The organism is Undibacterium hunanense, assembly GCF_014284335.1.
In the GTDB taxonomy this organism is placed as follows: domain Bacteria; phylum Pseudomonadota; class Gammaproteobacteria; order Burkholderiales; family Burkholderiaceae_D; genus Undibacterium; species Undibacterium hunanense.
In genome coordinates this window covers 57136-77520 of sequence record NZ_JACOGF010000018.1, presented here as the reverse complement: position 1 = coordinate 77520, position 20385 = coordinate 57136, and the positions used below count along the sequence as shown (strand labels likewise).

General features: G+C 50.7%; 19 protein-coding genes. 12 read left to right on the top strand and 7 right to left on the bottom strand.

All coding sequences use genetic code 11. From position 1 onward, the window contains the following. Nucleotides 1-49: 49 nt before the first annotated feature. From H8L32_RS24820 to yihA, 5 genes are all read right to left on the bottom strand, one after another. The gene (locus tag H8L32_RS24820; protein WP_186950483.1) at nt 50-1144 is read right to left on the bottom strand and encodes a magnesium transporter CorA family protein; all 1095 of its coding nucleotides are present in this window, start codon (nt 1142-1144) and stop codon (nt 50-52) included. After that, complete coding sequence (locus H8L32_RS24815) at nt 1125-2375, bottom strand: sterol desaturase family protein (protein ID WP_186950481.1); 1251 nt, start codon at nt 2373-2375, stop codon at nt 1125-1127. The genes H8L32_RS24820 and H8L32_RS24815 overlap by 20 nt, the downstream gene beginning before the upstream one ends. Then, nucleotides 2368-3075: a lysoplasmalogenase gene (locus H8L32_RS24810; RefSeq protein ID WP_186950479.1), complete on the bottom strand. Its 708-nt coding sequence runs from the start codon at nt 3073-3075 to the stop codon at nt 2368-2370. Before H8L32_RS24810 ends, H8L32_RS24815 begins: the two co-directional genes overlap by 8 nt. A 9-nt stretch (nt 3076-3084) precedes the next feature. Then, a complete protein-coding gene (gene hemB / locus H8L32_RS24805) occupies nt 3085-4098 on the bottom strand; it encodes a porphobilinogen synthase (RefSeq protein WP_186950477.1) in 1014 nt (337 codons plus the stop codon). Between the two features lie 272 nt (nt 4099-4370). After that, nucleotides 4371-5126: a ribosome biogenesis GTP-binding protein YihA/YsxC gene (gene yihA, locus H8L32_RS24800; protein ID WP_186950475.1), complete on the bottom strand. Its 756-nt coding sequence runs from the start codon at nt 5124-5126 to the stop codon at nt 4371-4373. Nucleotides 5127-5326: 200 nt separating this feature from the next. Here yihA and H8L32_RS24795 point away from each other — a divergent pair, with 200 nt between their 5' ends. The 6 genes from H8L32_RS24795 to H8L32_RS24770 all read left to right on the top strand — a co-directional run bounded on the left by H8L32_RS24795 (nt 5327) and on the right by H8L32_RS24770 (nt 12063). After that, the gene (locus H8L32_RS24795) at nt 5327-6025 is read left to right on the top strand and encodes a c-type cytochrome (protein ID WP_186950474.1); all 699 of its coding nucleotides are present in this window, start codon (nt 5327-5329) and stop codon (nt 6023-6025) included. Nucleotides 6026-6238: 213 nt separating this feature from the next. Continuing rightward, complete coding sequence (locus H8L32_RS24790; protein WP_186950472.1) at nt 6239-8404, top strand: cytochrome c biogenesis protein ResB; 2166 nt, start codon at nt 6239-6241, stop codon at nt 8402-8404. A gap of 50 nt (nt 8405-8454) precedes the next feature. Continuing rightward, on the top strand, nt 8455-9603 hold the full coding sequence (gene ccsB / locus H8L32_RS24785) for a c-type cytochrome biogenesis protein CcsB (protein WP_408058964.1): 1149 nt from the start codon (nt 8455-8457) through the stop codon (nt 9601-9603). 110 nt (nt 9604-9713) lie between these two features. Next, on the top strand, nt 9714-10694 hold the full coding sequence (gene msrP, locus H8L32_RS24780; protein WP_186950468.1) for a protein-methionine-sulfoxide reductase catalytic subunit MsrP: 981 nt from the start codon (nt 9714-9716) through the stop codon (nt 10692-10694). A gap of 1 nt (nt 10695) precedes the next feature. Next, nucleotides 10696-11322 (top strand): protein-methionine-sulfoxide reductase heme-binding subunit MsrQ, encoded by a 627-nt coding sequence (locus tag H8L32_RS24775; protein ID WP_186950466.1) that lies wholly within the window; start codon nt 10696-10698, stop codon nt 11320-11322. A 114-nt stretch (nt 11323-11436) separates the two neighbouring features. Further along, nucleotides 11437-12063 (top strand): 1-acyl-sn-glycerol-3-phosphate acyltransferase, encoded by a 627-nt coding sequence (locus tag H8L32_RS24770; protein WP_186950464.1) that lies wholly within the window; start codon nt 11437-11439, stop codon nt 12061-12063. A 22-nt stretch (nt 12064-12085) separates the two neighbouring features. Here the strand turns inward: H8L32_RS24770 and lptM are convergent, their stop codons facing one another. Then, entirely contained in the window at nt 12086-12202 is a 117-nt protein-coding gene (gene lptM, locus H8L32_RS28390) for an LPS translocon maturation chaperone LptM (protein ID WP_222619483.1), read from the bottom strand. Nucleotides 12203-12263: 61 nt separating this feature from the next. Between lptM and cyaY the strand changes: the two genes are divergently transcribed. Further along, nucleotides 12264-12572: an iron donor protein CyaY gene (gene cyaY, locus H8L32_RS24765; protein WP_186950462.1), complete on the top strand. Its 309-nt coding sequence runs from the start codon at nt 12264-12266 to the stop codon at nt 12570-12572. A 90-nt stretch (nt 12573-12662) separates the two neighbouring features. On the opposite strand, the gene H8L32_RS24760 is transcribed toward cyaY, so the two are convergent. Beyond that, nucleotides 12663-14975 (bottom strand): penicillin-binding protein 1A, encoded by a 2313-nt coding sequence (locus tag H8L32_RS24760; RefSeq protein WP_186950460.1) that lies wholly within the window; start codon nt 14973-14975, stop codon nt 12663-12665. A 304-nt stretch (nt 14976-15279) separates the two neighbouring features. On the opposite strand from H8L32_RS24760, the gene H8L32_RS24755 reads away from it, so the two are divergent. The 5 genes from H8L32_RS24755 to pilQ are packed head-to-tail and all read left to right on the top strand — an operon-like array spanning nt 15280 to nt 20348. Next, nucleotides 15280-16359, top strand: a complete 1080-nt coding sequence (locus H8L32_RS24755; protein WP_186950458.1) for a pilus assembly protein PilM — start codon at nt 15280-15282, stop codon at nt 16357-16359. After that, entirely contained in the window at nt 16359-16973 is a 615-nt protein-coding gene (locus tag H8L32_RS24750; RefSeq protein WP_186950456.1) for a PilN domain-containing protein, read from the top strand. The genes H8L32_RS24755 and H8L32_RS24750 overlap by 1 nt, the downstream gene beginning before the upstream one ends. A gap of 41 nt (nt 16974-17014) precedes the next feature. Continuing rightward, complete coding sequence (locus tag H8L32_RS24745) at nt 17015-17665, top strand: type IV pilus inner membrane component PilO (protein ID WP_230412406.1); 651 nt, start codon at nt 17015-17017, stop codon at nt 17663-17665. Next, nucleotides 17665-18201, top strand: coding sequence for a pilus assembly protein PilP (locus tag H8L32_RS24740; RefSeq protein ID WP_186950454.1), 537 nt, complete (start codon nt 17665-17667; stop codon nt 18199-18201). Before H8L32_RS24745 ends, H8L32_RS24740 begins: the two co-directional genes overlap by 1 nt. A 35-nt stretch (nt 18202-18236) precedes the next feature. Next, the gene (gene pilQ / locus H8L32_RS24735; protein WP_186950452.1) at nt 18237-20348 is read left to right on the top strand and encodes a type IV pilus secretin PilQ; all 2112 of its coding nucleotides are present in this window, start codon (nt 18237-18239) and stop codon (nt 20346-20348) included. Nucleotides 20349-20385: the final 37 nt, after the last annotated feature.

The window sequence follows — 20385 nt, the reverse complement described above, 5'->3', positions numbered from 1 at the left end:
ATTCAGTGAGATAGAGCAGGGTAGTCGGGCTGAAATTTTTTCGGCAAGCCTATTCGCGACGTCGGCTGGCCTGGTCTTCCAGGTAGCGCTGACTGCGGAAATAAATCAGCAGCAGAACCACGATGACCCCCATGGCGCCCATGGTGATCCAGAAGCCGGATGCGTGTTTCAGCAGCGGCATGACTTCAAAGTTCATGCCAAAAATGCCGGTGATTAAAGTCAGGGGCATGAACAATGCCGTGATCACCGTCAGGGTGCGCATGATCTCACTTGTGCGGTGGGCCATTGCTGCGAAGTGTATCTGCACAGCCGACTCCAGCGAGGCTTCCAGCCGGCGCGCATGGTTGAGGACACGACTGATATGTTCCATCACATCATTGATGCGTACCAGCAGCAAATCCTTGGCGCGGCTATTGCCGTCATGATTGTCAACAATATGGTCACGCAATTCCTGCATGGCATCACGCTGTTCTTCACACAGATTATCCAGCTTGCGTAATTCCACGCGCGAATCCAGCAAGGCCATCCAGTTGTTGAACGGGCGGCGCGGATCTAGCAAGGCATGTTGCCAGCGATCCAGTTGCTGGGTCAGTGGCTGCCGCAGTTCCAGGTACTGGTCCACCATGGCATTCAGCAGGCGCAACATCAGTTCTTCTGGCGATGCAGGCAGGCGCCCGCCGTGGGTTGTACTTTCTGCCTTGTACTTGTAGTCAAGCAGGCGTTGCCTGGCCAGTTCTACCGTGCGGCTTTGCGTCGGTCTTACGGTGACCAGTACATTTTCCATCAACAAAAAGGACACCGGTGTCGTTGCCAGTTTATTGAGTGCCGCAGGTATCTTGCGTTTGTTGCCGCTTTTCACGTCCACCGTTTCTTCGGTCAAGGTCAGCTTGCGAAAGACCACCATTTCATAGTCTTGCGTCGCATCGAAATAAGACGGGTGGCTCAAATTGCTGACATCCTTCAGGTGCAGATCATAAATTTGCGTACCACTGATTTGTTCAACCAGATTGCGCCATTCTTCGGGGTTGGCTGCGACTTCTTCGTGCGTCGCATCCAGCCACAAAAAACCACCGGCTTTCAGCAACTGCGCATAGTCTTCGGGATTTTTCAGCGTTTGCGTTTCGTTAATGTGGAAGATGTCCATGCGTGTTCTTAGGTAAAAAAATGAAGCACAATGCGACTATAGAAATGACACAGCCTGCTGCAATCAATGTCTGTCCGGTCACTGACAGGGCATAAGAATAAAACCAGTTGGCGCTCAGTATGGTCATGAGTAAAATCGCCAGCAGTCGAAGGCTTTCAGGTATGAGGTAGACGCGCCCCTTTTCAATCAGCCCACCTATGCACCATAAGCTGAATATCAGCCACGTCGCGTAGACGACAGCATTCAGTGCTGACATGGATTTATACGCCAGCAGGAAATAGGTTGCCGCCTGCAATAGTGCCACGAATTGCAGCAGGCAATAGCCGATAGCTGCCTTGCTGACAAAGGGATCATACAGGGGGCGCGCAAGATCAAACTGTTGTGCCTGGGATAAGTGACGTACATCGGCAGGCCGCCAGCCCGGCGGTCGTAACCAGATCAGGAATTTGTCTGCCCAGTTGCGTGTGTGCCAGGCATCCTGCCAGACTGCCTTGTACACTTCCAGATTGGCCCACAAGGGGTTCCAGCTACGCAAGGGGCTGCGTGTGCCGTACACCACTGGCTCGCCATCCTGTTCTTCGATGAAGCTGCCAAACAAGCGATCCCATATGACCAGGATGCCACCGTAATTCTTGTCCAGATAGATGTCGTTCACTGCATGGTGAACACGGTGATTTGAGGGGGAAACAAAGACCCGGTCAAACCAGCCAAGTTTACCGATTTGTTCAGTATGTACCCAGAACTGATACAGTAAATCGATGAGGGCAATCGCAACAAATACCTGCACCGGAAAACCAATGATTGCCAGAGGCAGATAAAACACCCAGCCAAACAACTGACCAGTGCTGGTTTGCCGTAATGCCGTTGTCAGGTTGTAAGATTCACTTTGATGATGCACGACATGTGCAGCCCACAGCAAATTGGTTTCATGCCCCATCCTGTGCAGCCAGTAATATAAAAAATCATATAACAGCAAACAACTGATCCAGACCCAGATGCTGCCGGGGTCCAGCGTCAGCATGGAAAAATGATTGAATACCCAGGCATAGGCACCGACCGATAACAGTTTCAGGAACACGCCGGTGATCTGGCTCATGACACCCAGGCTGAGGCTGCTGATGGCATCATTGATGCGGTACAGATGCTTTTGCCGTTTTCGTGCGACCAGAAATTCGATGGCAATCAGCAGGAAAAAAACCGGGCTGGCAAAGGTGATGATTTTTTCATGCATGATCCCGACCTTGATCCTGGTGCGCAGATGGAGACGCTTGAACTGAACGTGCTATCAGCCATAGTGCCAGGTAATAACTGGCAAGGATGAGCAAGGGCGAATGCGGGATAGGGGTATAAAATTTGTTGTAGGCCAGAATGGTGTCTGACAGCATGAAGCAGATGCCACCGCTCATTGCCAGGCGGCTATCCACAGTACGAAGACTGATGCCGCGACTGATGGCCTGGGCGCACATGGCCAACAGCAGGCAGACATACGCCACTACAGGGATGCGCATGGCCGGTGGCAAACCAGGCCACAACACAAACAGATGAGCTGCACCGAGTGCTGCCAGTGCAGCGAAAACCAGTGGTTTTGCAAAGAATGAAGTGTCGCTGCACAGGGCACGTAAAAAACACAGGTGGGCAAATAAAAAACTCAGCAGACCCAGTAAAAATCCCTGGGGCAGCAGACTGACAGGCAGCATCAGGAAGATATCACCCAGCAATGAAAACAGGATGCCAACCAGGATAGCCTGGCGGTAACGCACATTGATTGCTGGCTGCGCGCGCAATGCAAGAAAAAAGATGCTGAGTGTGGTCAGCGGTTTGAATGCATAGTGCAGGAATTGCGCGCCGTCCATGCTGCCGCCAAGTTCCGCACCCGCAATCGCGAGTACGGCAAATAGCACAATCAAGGCGGAACGCATAGCGATGGACATGGCAGCAGATCAGCCTGCGTGCTTGAGTAACCGGGCAACGTCGCGGGCAAAGTAAGTCAGGATGCCATCGGCACCGGCACGTTTGAATGCCAGCATGGTTTCCATCATGGTCTTGTTATGATCCAGCCAGCCATTTTGCGCTGCCGCTTTGATCATCGCGTATTCACCACTGACCTGATAGGCAAAGGTGGGTACCTTGAATTCATCTTTTACACGGCGCACGATATCCAGATACGGCATGCCTGGTTTCACCATCACCATGTCAGCACCTTCGGCCAGATCCAGCGCGACTTCACGCAGGGCTTCATTGCTGTTCGCCGGGTCCATCTGGTAATTGGCCTTGTCGCTTTTGCCCAGGTTGGCAGCAGAGCCCACCGCGTCGCGGAAAGGCCCGTAGAAGGCTGACGCATATTTGGCAGAGTACGCCATGATGCGGGTATGGATGAAATCATTGCTTTCCAGTGCCTGACGAATCGCACCGATACGGCCATCCATCATATCGCTGGGGGCAACTACGTCCACGCCTGCTTCGGCCTGCACCAGCGCCTGGCGCACCAGCATGTCCGTGGTTTCATCGTTGAGCACATAGCCGTCTGCATTCAGCAAACCGTCCTGACCGTGACTGGTGTAGGGGTCGAGTGCCACATCGGTCAGGATACCCAGCTCCGGGAAGCGGCTTTTCAGCTCACGCACCGCGCGCGGGATCAGGCCTTTGGGGTTGGTGGCCTCGATGCCATCCGGTGTTTTCAGGCTTGGGTTGATTGCCGGGAACAATGCCAGTACAGGTATGCCAAGGGCAACGCAATCTTCGGCGACACCCAGCAGCAAATCAACCGAAACCCGTTCAACGCCGGGCATGGAAGCGACTTTTTCACGCTGATTGACGCCATCAATGACAAATACCGGATAAATCAGGTCAGACACGGTGACTATATTTTCGCGCATTAATGCGCGGGAAAATACATCTTTGCGCATGCGGCGCATACGTATCGCAGGGAAGTGGGCTGGTTTGATGGTGGACATAAGTGTGACGTAAATAAGTACGTAAATTAGGACGCAAATAAGGACATAAGCACGGGCATAAAAATAAGCGTCATGACTTCATGGCCTGGCAACTTAAAGAAATGAAAAGAATTTTACGCAGATTAATGAAACTTTTTTCAACTTGCAACATCTTAATGTACAGGTTGGAGCCTGTCTCCAGGCCTACCGCTTTTCATCCCTGAGCGGGCACCGTGCGTCCCTATTCGTAACGGTGTTATTACCCCGGCATGGACTAATATGCCGGGGTTTTTTTACACTGCGCCGGGCTGGTCGCCGGTGCCGGCTGCATCTGCATCAGGCTCAAGGGCTTCTTCGCTTGCATCGACGGTATCAAGAGCAGGATCACGGTCCAGGCCAACCAGACGTTGCACGGCGGCATCGGCTTCTTCTATACCTATACGTTTCAGCGCAGAAAACAATTGCAGACTGAAAGGAAACAACGGTCCTTCATCATCCACGTAACTGTCGAGTACTGCCTTGGCTTTGCGCAAAGCATCAGTACATTCGCTGCGATTAAGTTTGTCGGCCTTGGTCAATATGCAATGGATGGGTCTGCCGGTAGGGGCAAACCATTCCAGCATCTGGATGTCGAGGTCCGTAAACGGGCGGCGTGCATCCATGATCAGGACCAGGGCAGCTAATTGGGTGCGGCGCTGTACATAGGCACCCAGCAACTGATTCCAGTGATGCTTGGCTGCGCCCGGTACTTCGGCATAGCCGTAGCCCGGCAAGTCGACCAGCAGGGCACGGATCTCATCCACCCGGGTTTCGTCTTTGCGATGTTGGCCGACATGGGCGCCGCCAATTGAAAAATAGTTAATATGCTGAGTGCGCCCTGGTGTTTTGGAGGCAAAGCAGAGTTTCTTCTGATTGCACAGGGTATTGATTGCAGTCGATTTGCCTGCATTCGAGCGGCCAGCGAAGGCAATTTCCGGTACATGGGTACGCGGAAGATCACGGAGATGATTCACCGTGGTAAAGAAGCGGGCTTGCCAGAGGATAGACATAGAGGAAAGGAATAATGGAAAAATGCAACATCAGGCAGTAAAAACGCCCGAAAGCTATTGTACAATAAGGGGTTAGGTATTGGGCAGCGATAAAAACAATGATCCAATGCCCGTTTTTGCCCCATTCTGATGGGCACTAACTTAGCAGCTATGCGTCGCCATTAGGGCAGATTTCCATTATTTAGTCTCAGGGTGTTTGAATGAACCGTGCTTTCCTGTCGTTGTCCAAGTCCTTCAGCATTGCCGTTATGGCGGTGTCTTCTTTTGCTTCAGTAGCCTACGCCAACGAAGCCGCCAAGCCAGCCAAAGCTGACCCGGCCAAGGGCGAAGCACTGTATAGCGCCGGTGACGCCGCTCGCGGTATTACCGCTTGTGTATCCTGCCATGGCGCTGCCGGTAACTCCACGATTGCTGCTAATCCTAAACTGGCGGCTCAGCATGATGCCTATTTGGTAAAACAACTCAGTGAATTCAAGAGCGACGCGCGCAAAAATGCAGTCATGTCGGTATTCGCCAAGGCCATGACAGAAGACGACATGAAAAATGTTGCTGCTTATCTGTCTACACAAAAAGCCAAACCAGGCGCCGCAAAAAACAAGGACATCGTTGAGCTGGGCAAGCAAATCTACCGTGGTGGTATTGCCGAAAAGAATGTTCCTGCCTGTGCTGGCTGTCATAGCCCGAACGGTGCCGGTATTCCTGCACAATTCCCGCGCATTGCTGGTCAGCATCAGGATTACACGATTGCACAGTTGACAGGTTTTCAGAATGCAACCCGTATGGATGGTGCGAAAATCGCTGGCGCACGTGGCAATAGCGCGCAGATGATGACGATCGCCAAGAAGATGTCAGAAGATGAAATGAAAGCCGTTGCAGATTATGTCGCTGGCTTGAAATAATTCAAAAAAATAAAGAAACATGGGAGGGGGTGGCAATTTGCCATCCCCTTTTTTCTTAGAACCTGTTGCGATCTTACTGCGCGGGCGTGATCGGGGCTCATGCGCTGCTCAAAATGCTCATGTACTAGAGTACATTCCGCTTTTTGCGCTGCTCTTCTCCCCGCTGACGCTCGCTACAGATCGTAAGCAGGTTCTTAGCGAATACTGGACGGTATGGACAACAAGATAGATAGCGAACAGCTAACGGATACGGGTGGTTTAAAGATTCAAACCCGGCAGGCGTGGGTGGCGGAGACGGTGGAATTGCTGTCTTCCATGCGTTTTGCCATCAGTTTGCTGACCCTGATCGCCATTGCCTCGGTGATAGGCACGGTGCTCAAGCAAAATGAACCGATGCCGAACTACGTTAACCAGTTTGGTCCTTTCTGGTTTGAGATTTTCAATAAACTCAGTCTGTATTCCGTATATTCAGCATGGTGGTTTTTGCTGATCATGACTTTTCTGGTGTTATCGACATCGCTGTGTCTGATCCGTAATGCACCGAAGATGTTGAAAGACATGCGTAGCTGGCGTGACAATGTACGCGAGCAGTCGTTGCGCAACTTCCATCATCGTTCTGAATGGCATAGCAGTAATGCACGCACCCAGGTAATAAGCAGTGTATTAGCCCATCTGGGCCGTGTCGGTTATCGCTACAAGGTCGTGGAAAAGGACGGTGCCAGCCTGATTGTTGCCAAACAGGGCGCGGCAAACAAATGGGGTTATATCTTTGCGCACAGCGCGATAGTGATTATCTGCGTAGGTGGTTTGCTTGATTCCGACTTGCCTATCCGTTTCCAGCAATGGTTCATGGGCAAGGTGCCCTTTGAGGGCAGTGGCATCATCGCCAAAATTCCCGAGCAGCACCGGCTGTCGCTGGCGAATCCCAGTTTCCGTGGCAATACCATGATCCCCGAAGGGGCCAGTAGCAGCACTGCCATCCTGCCGCAGGCAACCGGGGTGCTGATTCAGGACCTGCCATTTACCATCAAGCTGAAAAAATTCACCATTGATTTTTATTCCACCGGCATGCCCAAGCTGTTTGCCAGTGACGTTGAGGTAACGGATCACGAGACCGGCAAATCCTTTTCTTCCACTATCAAGGTCAATGATCCCCTGATTTACAAGGGTATTGCAGTCTACCAGTCCAGTTTTGAAGATGGCGGCAGCCGCCTGAAGCTGAAGGCTTATCCTATGTCCGGCGGTTCTGCCGAGACCTTTGATCTGAATGGTGAAGTCGGCGGTAATACGCCTTTGAAAATGGCAAATGGCATTGATTATTCGATAGAGTGGTCGGGTTTCCGTCCCTTTAACGTCGAAAATATGGCGCGCAATGGTTCAGATGTGCGTGCGGTCAACGCGAATCAGGGCTTTAACCAGCAATTCAGTGCCGATCTGGATAAACATCTGGGCTCTGCGGCAAAAAATGCGAATAACAAAGATTTGAAAAATGTCGGGCCCAGCCTGCAATACAAGCTGCGCGACAAAACTGGCCAGGCCAGGGAATTTCATAACTACATGCAGTCGGTACTGATCGATGGCGCCTATATGATCTTGGCTGGCACGCGGGATTCGCCGTCAGAAGCATTCCGCTATCTGCGCATACCGGCGGATGATGATGATACCGTCAAGGAATGGATGCGTCTGCGTGCGGCAGTGAATAATCCTGAATTGCGTGAACTTGCTGCGCAGCGCTATGCCAGACGGGCGTTGCCACCGAATGTGGCAAATGTGGAACAGGTGCAACTGCAATTGACCGAATCCGCCAGGAAGAGCCTGAGCATTTTTGCCGGAGATGCTCAGCAGGCCGGGTTTGTGGCGATTTCCAAATTCCTGGAGCAGATACCGGTAGCGGAACAGACCAAGGCTGCCGATGTATTCATGAAGATTCTGAATGGCAGTATGTGGGATTTATGGCTGGTGGCGCGTGAAAAAGATGGTTTGCCAACGCTGGAGCTGGATGAAAAACATGCGCGCTTCCTGCAACTGGCAACAGGTGCGATATCTGATTCTTACTTCTACGGTGCGCCGGTATTCTTGCAAATGACAGGTTTTGACGAGATCAAGGCTTCGGTATTGCAAGTCACACGTTCGCCTGGCAAGAAAGTGGTTTATCTGGGCTGTTTGTTCCTGGTGATGGGCGTGTTTGCCATGTTCTATATCCGCGAGCGCAGGTTATGGGTTTGGGTCAAGGACAACGGGGCTGGTGCACATGCCTTGATGGCATTGAGTTCACAAAGAAAAACTCTGGATTTTGATAAGGAATTTGAACAACTTCAGCAGCATTTGAAGCAATTGACGACGCAACCTGCCGATACGGCAAAACAGGACGCATCGTAATCGACTACACTGTTGTACATATGGTCAGACAAGCTTGGTTCAGGGGAAATATGATGGAAATCACACAGAATTACACGCCTTATCAGGGCTTTTTCAAACGACTGTCTATCGTTGACTGGGTCTATGCCGTTGCCTTGTGCATGGCGTCCCTGTTTGCCTTTAGCCGTTTTGGCAGCTATATGGATGGTTATGAAAAGGCCATCATTCTGCTGGCAGCCCCCACATTTGCCTGGCTGGGCTGGTACTGGAAGCCGGTCAGGCCATTGCTGCTGGTGCTGGCCCTGCTCAGTTTGCTGGCGATACAGCTGTATGGCGGTTCGCTGGATATGGCCAACAAGAAATTTTTCCTGAAATACCTGCTGTCGAGTCAGTCAGCGATTTTATGGATGAGTGTGTTCTTTTGCCTGTCTACCCTGTTTTACTGGGGTGGGCTGATTGCCCGTTCCGATTTTGGCTCGTCAGTTGGTTCTTCCCTGTGCTGGGCTGCCGTGGTCATGGGTTTCACCGGCATGCTGGTGCGCTGGTATGAATCGTATTTGATCGGTGCAGATGTCGGCCATATCCCGGTGTCGAATCTGTATGAAGTGTTCATCCTGTTTTCCATGATTACCGCGCTGTTCTATTTGTACTATGAGCAGCAATATGCGACGCGTCAACTGGGTGCCTTTGTCTTGCTGATCATCACGGCGGCAGTGGGTTTCCTGTTTTGGTACACGGTCACGCGTGATGCGGCTGAAATCCAGCCACTGGTACCAGCCCTGCAAAGCTGGTGGATGAAAATCCATGTACCGGCCAATTTTATTGGCTATGGGACTTTTTCTCTGGCAGCGATGGTAGCGATGGCGTATCTGATCAAATCCAAAGGTTATCTGGTAGACCGCCTGCCGGCGCTGGAAGTGCTGGATGATGTCATGTACAAGGCGATTGCCGTCGGTTTTGCCTTTTTTACCATTGCAACCATATTGGGCGCCTTGTGGGCGGCCGAAGCCTGGGGCGGTTACTGGTCCTGGGATCCGAAAGAAACCTGGGCACTGATCGTCTGGCTGAATTATGCCGCCTGGCTGCATATGCGCCTGATGAAGGGCTTGCGTGGCCAGGTTGCTGCATGGTGGGCGCTGGTTGGTTTGCTGGTGACCACTTTCGCCTTCCTGGGCGTGAATATGTTCCTGTCCGGCCTGCATTCGTACGGCACTCTGTAAGTTCTGCTTTTAATTTGTAAGGATCAGCAGAATTCTGCGACTCATGAGAAACTAGGGCAGAACAGTGATGTCCAATCACTATTCTGCCAGTCTCAACCACGGAGTTCATCATGCTGATCAAACGTAGTCCCAATGGCATAGACCTGCCTTTCTCTTCCGAAATCACGCCACGTGCCGTGTTTGACTCGCGCCGCGAATTCATTCGCAAGATGGCGCTGGGCTCTATTGCTGGTACGGCTTTGTTTGAAATGAGCAATCGTGAAGCGTTTGCCCAGACTGCCGGTGCCCAGAAACTGGCGGCGAACGCCAATCCTGCCTATGCCTTGATGGAAAAGAAAACCGCCTACAAGGATGCGACGACTTACAATAATTTCTATGAATTTGGTACCGACAAGGCTGACCCGGCCGTGATGGCGAATACCTTAAAACCGCGTCCCTGGAGTGTCAGCATAGAAGGGGAAGTCAAAAAGCCCATGGTGCTGGATCTGGACAGCCTGATGAAGCTGGCACCGCTGGAAGAACGTATTTACCGCCTGCGTTGTGTCGAGGGCTGGTCGATGGTCATTCCATGGACAGGTTATTCCCTGTCCAACCTGATCAAGAAGGTGGAACCTACCGGCAACGCCCGTTATATCGAATTTATCACCCTTGAAGACAAGAAGCAGATGCCTGGCTTGCGTAGCCCGGTGCTGGAATGGCCATATGTGGAAGGCTTGCGCATGGATGAAGCAAATCACCCACTGGCCTTGCTGACCTTTGGCATGTATGGTGAAGTCTTGCCGAACCAGAATGGAGCACCGGTGCGCATGGTCTTGCCGTGGAAATATGGTTTCAAATCGGCGAAGTCTATCGTCAAAATCCGTTTTACCAAAGACCAGCCGCGTACAGCGTGGAATCTGGCGGCACCCAGTGAATATGGTTTTTATTCCAACGTCAATCCTGATGTTGATCATCCGCGCTGGTCGCAGGCGTCTGAGCGCCGCATCGGTGAAGACGGCTTCCTGGCACGCAAACGCAAGACGCTGATGTTCAACGGTTATAGCGAAGTGGCATCCCTGTATTCAGGCATGGATTTGAAGAAATTCTACTGATATGTTGCTCGCAAATAAGCAGGTCAGCTATGTCAAGGCCACTCTGTTCATCCTGGCCTTGTTGCCTTTTGTGCGTTTGGTGAGTTTTGCGTTTCTGGATAAGCTGGGGGCAAATCCGGTGGAGTTCATTACCCGCAATACGGGTGACTGGACCTTGTATTTCCTTTGCTTTACGCTGGCGGTGACACCACTGCGCAAGTTGCTGCACATGCCGTGGTTGCTGCGCTGCCGTCGCATGCTGGGTCTGTATGCTTTCTTTTATGCATTGCTGCATTTCACGACATTTTTGTGGTTTGATCATTTCTTTGATGTTGAGGAAATGTGGAAGGATGTCATCAAGCGGCCATTCATCACGGTGGGTTTTATCGCCTTTATTCTGTTGATTCCTTTGGCGCTGACCAGTACCAATGGCATGATCAAGCGCCTTGGCGGCAAGCGCTGGCAGCTCTTGCATAAGCTGATCTATGTGATTGCTCCGCTGGGTGTGCTGCATTATTTCTGGATGAAATCGGGCAAGCATGATTTTTCACAACCAGTCTTGTTTGGTCTCATCGTTGCCGCCTTGCTGATGCTGCGTTTGTGGTGGCGCTGGTTCGGGCGGGACCCTGTTGTCGTGACGGGGAGTTAAATTTTCTACAATGCCTGTGTTGCAGGTGCACATTGAACTTGTTTTACATCGACTATTTCTTCGCTGCATAATCGCGGGGATTTGGGGCAGGGCCCTGTTTGGTTTATGTAAAACATGACAGATTATTTACTGCGAAAGAACGAATTGCCAGGGCTGACCCGGCGTTTTGCCCTGGCACTCCTGGGTATGCTGGGCTGGCGCGTACGTTACCGTCCCTTGCCAGGGCCACGTGGAGTGATAGTGGTGTATCCACATACATCCAACTGGGATTTTCCTATAGGTATCCTGGCTAAACTGGCGATAGGCATGCCTTTTCATTTCATTGCCAAATCTTCTTTATTTGAAGGCCTGACCGGGGCAAGCATAGGCCGTGTTGTACGTTATCTGGGTGGCGAGCCGGTAGAGCGGGGTGTCTCAACCGGTGCCATCGCCCGGTTGGCAGAGAAAATGCATGCAGCCGACTGGTACTGGATGGCGATTGCGCCGGAAGGATCGCGCAGTCTCAAACCTTACTGGCGCAGTGGCTTTTATCATATCGCCATGACTGCCAAAGTTCCGCTGGGCTGTGCTTACTTTGATTTTGTAAAAAAGGAAGTGGCGCTGGTCGATTACCTGGATCTGACAGGTAACCGGGAACAGGACATGGCCAGCATACGCGCCGTGTTTGAAGGCGTACAGGGATGTCGCCCCGGGTTTGCCAGCCCGGTTGCCTTGCGTCCGGATGAAGACAAGGCCGGCTGACCGGATCGGAGCAATTCGTTTTTCAGGAGTGACTTTGGGCGGGCTGCGGTGCCGGTTTGGCAGGCATGACCAAAGGACCTTTTTGACCACAGGCGGTGACGAAAGTCATTACGAAGAATAAGGGTATGAGTTTGCGCATCTTGCAATCCTGTAACACCGTATAGAATGGCGTTTTACTTTTAAAGACGCTGGAGTGTAGCATGACTGAATCCGAATTCCTGGTGCTGGCAGATACTTGTTTGCGACAAGTCGAGGAAATGTTTGAACAGGCTTTTGAAAACGATGAGTATGACGTCGAATGCAGTCGCAGCGGTAATGTGCTGACCATAGAGTTTGTCGACAACGGGTCAAAAATCATCGTCAACAGCCAGGCACCCATGCAGGAAATGTGGGTCGCTGCGCGCAGTGGGGGTTTCCACTACAAGTTTAATGGACAGCATTGGCTGAACACCCGCGATGGCTCGGAACTGTTTGCCACCTTGTCCGCTGTGGCGAAACAGCAGGGTTGACTGTTACAGACTATTAGAACTCATCCCTGTTGATGAAATGAGTTCCAATTATTGTGACAGTCCCTTTGCAGGACTGCCACATGATATTAGCTATTCCTCGATGATAGTCACCGGAGCGGCCAGCGTGGAAACACCAACGCCCGGTGGGTTTTCTGCATAATAGTAATCACCGTCTACCGCAATAATCCCCTTGGGTACGGGTCTTTCTTCTATCGGGAAATCTTTCAGGATTTTCTGCATATAACCTATCCAGATCGGCAGGGCCAGGCCGCCACCGGTTTCCTTGTTGCCCAGGTTTCTCGGCTGGTCAAAACCGATCCAGGCAATGCCCACGACCTTGGCCTGATAACCGGCAAACCAGGCATCGAAAGAGTCATTCGTGGTACCGGTCTTGCCGGCAATATCAGGACGTTTCAATATCAAAGCCTTGGTGGCGGTGCCCATTTTGACGACATCGCGCAACATGCTGTCCATCAGGAAGGCATTGCGTTCATCAATGACACGGTTATTGTCATCGCCAGCCAGGTCTGGCTTGGTCTGTACCAGGATTTTGCCATTGGTGTCAGTGATTTTTGAAATCAGGTAAGGGTTGACCTTGTAGCCGCCATTGGCGAATACGGAATACGCACCTGCCATCTGCAAAGGGGTAACGGCACCTGCACCCAGGGCGAGCGTCAGGTAAGGGGGATTTTTTTCTGGCAGGAAACCAAAGCGATTGGTGTATTCCTGACCATATTTCGCACCTATCCTGTGCAGGATGCGGATGGAAATCATGTTCTTGGATTTGGTCAGGCCTTTGCGCATGGTCATCGGCCCTTCGTATTTACCATCGTAATTCTTGGGTTCCCACGCCTGGCCACCGGTCTGGCCAGCATCAAAGCTGAGCGGTTCATCATTGATGATGGTGGATGGCGACAAACCTTTTTCCAGCGAGGCAGAATAAATAAAGGGCTTGAAGCTGGAGCCGGGCTGACGCCAGGCCTGGGTCACGTGATTGAATTTATTAAGGTTGTAATCAAAGCCACCGACCAGGGCGCGTATGGCACCGTCTGTGGTATTGGCGGCAACAAAGGCAGACTGTACTTCAGGCATCTGGGTGATGCTCCAGGCTTTGCCGTCGAGCATGACGCGTACCACTGCACCGCGCTGTATGCGCTTGTTCGCCGGAGTTTTGGCGGACAGTCCGCTGGCGGCGAAACTCAAGCCGGTATCTTCTATGCGTATCTCTTCGCCGGTGGCCAGTACGGCGCGCACCAGCTTGGGTGTTGCTTCCAGCACCATGGCAACTTGCAGGTCGTCGCTGTCGGTATGCTCGGCCAGTTCTTTTTCTATGGCTTCTTCGGCAGCGTCCTTGCCTTCAGGGATGGTGATAATGGCTTCCGGACCGCGATAGCCATGACGTTTTTCATAATCCATGACGCCGCGCCGCAGCGCCAGGTAGGCACTGTCCTGGTCGGCCTTGGTGATGGTGGTGTAGACATTCAGGCCGCGGGTATAGGTTTCTTCCTTAAATTGTTCATACACTAATTGACGTGCCATTTCGGCTACATATTCAGCATGGATGCCAAATTCGCTGCTGTCCGTTTTGCTTTTGAGTTCTTCGTTCTTTGCCTGTTCGTACTGTGCTTCGGTGATGTAGCCAAGGTTGCGCATCCTTTGCAGAATGTATTGCTGTCGGACAGTCGCGCGCTTGGGGTTGGCGACCGGGTTATAGGCAGAGGGGGCTTTGGGCAGGCCAGCCAGCATGGCTGCTTCTGCCACGGTGACATCTTTTAAATCCTTGCCGAAGTAAATCTGGGCGGCAGAAGAGAAGCCGTAGGCGCGCTGGCCGAGGTAGATCTGGTTCATATAGACTTCCAGAATCTGGTCTTTGGTGAGATTCTGTTCGATTTTCCAGGCCAGCAAGATTTCATAAATCTTGCGCTTGAAGGTTTGTTCACTGGACAGGAAGAAATTCCGTGCGACTTGCTGGGTGATGGTGGACGCACCCTGTTTGGCGCCGCCGGTCAGGTTGTGCAGGGCGGCGCGGGTAATGCCCATATAGTCAACCCCGCCATGCTCGTAGAAGCGGTCATCTTCAATCGCCAGCACCGCTTTTTTCATGATTTCAGGAATATCCTTGAAACGCACGACATTGCGTCTTTCTTCGCCAAATTCGCCGATCAGCATATTGTCTGCAGAAAAAACCCGCAGTGGCATTTTGGGGCGATAGCTGGTGATTGAGTCCAGTTCCGGCAAATTGGGGTAAGCCACTGTCAGTGCAAAACCAATAATTAACACGCCAGCAACAGCCAACCCTAGTAAAACACCACCAGTCCCGAGTAAAATGCGGGCAAATAGCTTGCCAGCCGTGCGTTTGGGCGGCACTTGTTTATTGTCGGTTTCTTTTTTCTGATCAGACATATGAGCTAATTGTAAATAAGGCAGCACACATTATAGCCGCCTTCTATCGGCCTGAGATGGATGCAAATTGAAAGCAAATTTTCATAAAATCATCCACTACGTGGATATTTGGCAACGAATATGGGTAGTGCTGCGTGGAAATTGCTTTACCAATGTCAGGCTTATTGCTAGGATTTCATGTAAGCTTGGATAATTGTCTCGTAAATAGCGGTTTTTAAAGAGAATTTACTCCAGGAAAGTGAATGATTTGCGCATTTTCGTGTTGTGCAAATTGAAATGATGAAGTAATCGTGAGGGGATATTCTTGGCTTTAGATCTGGCTTCATTGCTTGGCAGAAAAAATCCACCACTTGTTGGTTTGGATATCAGTTCTCTCGATATCAAGCTTGTTGAGCTTTCAGAAGGAAGCAACAAGAGTTATCGGCTGGAACGTTATGCCTCAGAACCGCTGCCCAAAGGTGCAGTGCTGGATGGCAACATCGAGAATATTGAACAAGTCACGGACGCGGTACGCCGTCTCGTGAAGAAGAGTGGTACGTCGGCAAAAAATGTCGCCATGGCGATGCCGGCTTCCGCCGTGATTACTAAAAAAATCATATTGCCCGGCACCTTGTCAGAACAGGCGCTGGAAGTGCAGGTAGAGTCTGAAGCCAGTCAATATATACCGTTTTCCATGGATGAAGTCAGTCTGGATTTCTGTGTGCTGGGCCCGGCTGCGAATGCCTCGGATGACGTGGAAGTCATGTTGGCGGCTTCCAGAAAAGAAAAAATTGAGGATCGCGTTGCTGTCATTCAAGCCGCTGCCATGCAGGCAAAAGTCATGGATATTGAATCCTATGCAGCACGGGCAGCAATTACACGTCTGGTATCGCAACAGTCGAACGAAGGCAAGGACCAGATTTACGCCGTTTTCCAGATCGGTTCCAAGCGTACTTATATCTTTATCATGCTCAATGACGATGTCATTTATGAGCGTGAACAGCAATTTGGCGGTAGCCAGCTGACACAGGACATCGTTCGCAATTACGGTTTGTCGCTGGAAGAGGCTGAAGTCAAAAAGAAAAACGGTGATCTGCCAGACAGTTATGAAATGGAATTGCTGGAACCCTTCCTGGAAAGCGCTGCACTGGAAGTGACACGCGCCATACAATTCTTCTTTACATCCACACCCTACACCAGGGTAGATCAGATATTCCTGACAGGTGGTTGTGCCGTTATCCCCGGCCTGGTGGATATCATTGCAGAACGTACAAAAATTTCTACCGCCGTTGTCAGCCCGTTCAAGGGTATGGAACTGGGTTCCGGTGTGAATGAAAAAGCCCTGCGTAGTGACGCGCCCGCCTATATGGTTGCCTGCGGTCTGGCCTTGCGGAGATTTGGCTGATGATAAAGATTAATCTCCTGCCGCACAGGGAAGAAAAGCGGAAACAGCTTAAAAATGATTTTTATTCCTTGTTGCTGTTGTCAGCCATCATCGGTGGCCTGATCGTCGTTGTCGTGAGTACCTATTTTGGACGTCTGCAAACTGCGCAGGCAGAGCGCAATGAATTCATCAAGAAAGAAAACCTCAAGCTGGATGAGAAAATCGCAGAAATTGCGACCTTGCGTCAGGAAATCGATGCCTTGAAGGCGCGTCAGCAAGCGGTTGAGGATTTGCAGGGCGATCGTAATCAACCTGTTTTCTTGATGGATGAGCTGGTCAAGTTCACACCAGAAGGTGTGTATTTACGGACGCTGAAGCAGGATGGTCAGCGCATCTTGCTGACTGGTTATGCACAGTCTCAAGACCGGGTGGCTGAATATATCCGTGATCTGGGCGGCAGGTCTGACTGGATGTTTAAGCCTGAGTTGGTTGGGATTCACTCAACAGGAATCGGGACTGGACGGGATGCCAAGAAAGTGTTTGATTTTACAATTAATGTAGGAATCAAGCGACCAAGGGAGCGTGAAGAAGCTGCTGCGTCGCAAGCTGCCGAAAGCGGCACTAAAGCCAAATAGGCTTTGATTGTACTTTTTAGCAATGTTACGGAAAATTGTAAATGGCGATTAACCTGAATGAAATGGGCGAGTCTTTTGGCTCGCAATTTCGAGACTTAAATGGACTTCATCCTGGTCTGTGGCCGATTGCGCCCAGACTGGCGACCGCATTTGCGGTCCTTGTCGTAGTGTTGGGTTTGGGCTGGTACTTGCAATGGGATGGTCAGATGGAAGCCATCGATGCCGGCAAGGCTGAAGAAGTCAAGTTGAAAAATGATTACAAGCAAAAACTGACACAGGCAGTGAATCTGGATGCCTTGAAAGATCAGCGAAAACTGGTACTTCAGTATGTTGCGACAATGGAAAAACAATTGCCTAGCGAGGCTGAAATGGCGGCTTTGCTGGCTGACATCAATCAGGCCGCAACAGGCCGTGGCTTGCAGTTTGAATCGTTCACACCTGGTACTGTGTTCGTCAAGGATTACTATGCCGAACTGCCAATCGCGATCAAAATTTCAGGAAGCTATCATGACTTGGGGCAATTTGTTGCGGACATCGCCAAATTGCCAAGGATCGTTACCTTGAACAATTTGGGTATGACCGCTCTCAAAGACGGTGGCCTGGCTCTGGAAGTGACCGCAAAAACATTCCGCTATTTGAATAAGGATGAAGTCATGACGCAGGCAAACCTGAAAAAGGGGCCTAAGAAATGATGAAAACTGTATATAGATTGCCGCTTTTGCTGGTGATGCTGGCTTCATTGTCTGCTTGCGGCGATAGCGAAGAGACCGAGATCAGAGCCTGGATGGAAGCTGAGAGAAAAGAAATCAAGGTTGTTACACCTAAACTGAGTGAGCCCAAAGTGTATGTACCTTTTTCTTATGAGGGGAAATCCAGTATTGACCCTTTTGACCCGGCAAAGCTGCTGGTTGTGCTGGCAAGATTAAAAGCAGAGTCCAGCAATGGCCTCAAGCCTGATATGGAAAGGCGGCGTGAAGCGCTGGAAGCTTTTCCGATGGATTCCCTGAAAATGGTCGGGACCATAGAAAAAAACAAGGTCGTCTACGCCTTGATTCAGGCAGATAAAACGGTTTATCAAGTTAAAGCAGGTGGTTATGTGGGACAGAATTTCGGCAAGATTACGAGCATTGATGACGATGCCATAAACATCAAGGAAATTGTTCAGGATGCTGCGGGTGACTGGGTGGAGCGCGAAGCTAAGTTAGAGTTGCAGGAGACCAAGAAATGAATGCGTTGATAAATACAAGTATAAGGGGCGCTACGATGATGCGATTTATTTTTTTGGTAATGCTGGCATTGTGCCAATCCGCTTTTGCGCAAATCAATTCTATCGAGTCAGTCACGGCCAACCAGCAAGGTTCGAATGTCATCGTCAAAATTGGTTTCAAAAGCAACCTGCTGAAAGCACCGGTCGGCTTTTCGATTGCCAATCCAGCCAGGATCGCACTGGATTTTGCTGATATCACCAATGGTACGGGCCGGACTGCTTTCGACATCAATATCGCCGACCTGCGCACCATCAACCTGATTGAAGCCAGTGGCCGTTCGCGTCTGGTGTTCAATATGAACAAAGCCTTGAATTATGCAACTGTCATTGAAGGCAATGCCCTGATCATCACGATTGATGGTTCTGGTGGGGTGGCAACTGCAGTCAATTCTCAAGGTTTGCCAGTTGCGCCTGATCCATTGATTAGCGGTAAAAAGAATGTCCGCGATATTGATTTCCGTCGTGGTGTAGGTGGTGAAGGTCGTGTCATTATTGATTTGCCTTTCAATCAGGTTGCTGTTGATATTCGTCAGCAAGGCCAGAAAATCATCGTCGATTTCCTGAAAGTCGGTTTGCCGGAAGTCCTGAGAAAAAGTGTTGATGTCGCTGATTTCGGTACGCCAGTACAGAAAATTACCACTACCGCCGACGGCGACAATGTGCACATGGTGATTGAGCCTACCGGTCTGTGGGAGCACAGCGCCTACCAAAGCGACACGCAGTTTGTGGTGGAAGTGAAACCTATCAAGGAAGATCCGAATAAACTGACCCAGGGTACCCAGGGCTATCGCGGTGAACGACTGTCGTTCAACTTCCAGAATATTGAAGTGCGTGCAATTTTGCAGATTATTGCCGAAGTCAGTAGCCTCAACATCATCGCCAGCGATACCGTCAACGGTACGATCACCCTGCGCCTGAAAGATGTGCCTTGGGATCATGCGCTGGATATCATCATGCAGTCCAAAGGTCTGGACATGCGTAAAAATGGTTCAGTCATCTGGATTGCGCCAAAAGATGAATTGCTGACCAAAGAGAAACTTGAGCTGGAACAAAAAGCACAAATTGCCGATCTGGAGCCTTTGAAGACGGAAGCCTTCCAGTTGAATTACCAGAAGGCGGAAGCGTTCAAGCTGGTATTCGGTTCAGATGGCGCGAGCACTAACCGCATTTTGTCCAAACGTGGCAGCGCAGTGATAGAGCCGCGTACGAATCAATTGTTTGTGACTGATATCTCATCCAAGCTGGAAGAAATCCGTAAATTGATACAGAAAACGGATATCGCATCCAAGCAGGTATTGATCGAAGCAAGAATTGTTGAAGCGGATGATAAATTCAGCAAGAGCCTTGGTGCGAAATTGGGCTTCACCGATTTGCGTGGCTTGCGTGGTGGTGATGTCGGCTATCAATTATCCGGTGATCAGCGTGCTGCCGTAACTGGTAACTATCTGGGTATTGGTGAACAGACCGGTCAGGCAAAGGTAACTGATTCCAGCTACATCCCGAATTCGCAATTTGTGAGTTTGCCTGCGACCGGTATCAATGGTTTGAATCCTGGCAGTTTGGCAGTCAGCCTGTTCTCTTCTGCTGCCAACCGTTTCCTGAACCTGGAATTGTCGGCGCTGGAAGCAGATGGCAAAGGCAAGATCATCTCCAGCCCAAGGGTAGTGACAGCTGATCAACTCAAGGCATCGATAGAGCAAGGTACAGAATTGCCTTATCAGATCGCCACATCCAGCGGTGCAACCGCGATTGTGTTCCGTACCGCCAGCCTGAGGCTGGAAGTGACGCCACAAATCACGCCGGACGGCAACGTGATTCTGGATGTCAACGTGCATAAAGATAGCGTCGGTATTGAAACCAGAGCTGGTTTCGCTATCGACAAGAAAGAAGTAAAAACGATGGTTTTGGTGGAAAACGGAGGCACTGTTGTACTTGGTGGTATATTCCAGCAGAACGAACGTGATAGTGTTACAAAAGTACCATTCTTTGGCGATCTCCCTTTGTTCGGGAATTTGTTCAAAACAACCGGGCGTACTAACGATAAAACAGAATTGCTGATATTCATTACGCCAAAAATTATTGCTGAAAAATTTAATAACAAGCAATAATTGCTAATGTGTACAGTTGCTAGTACCAATTTTACGA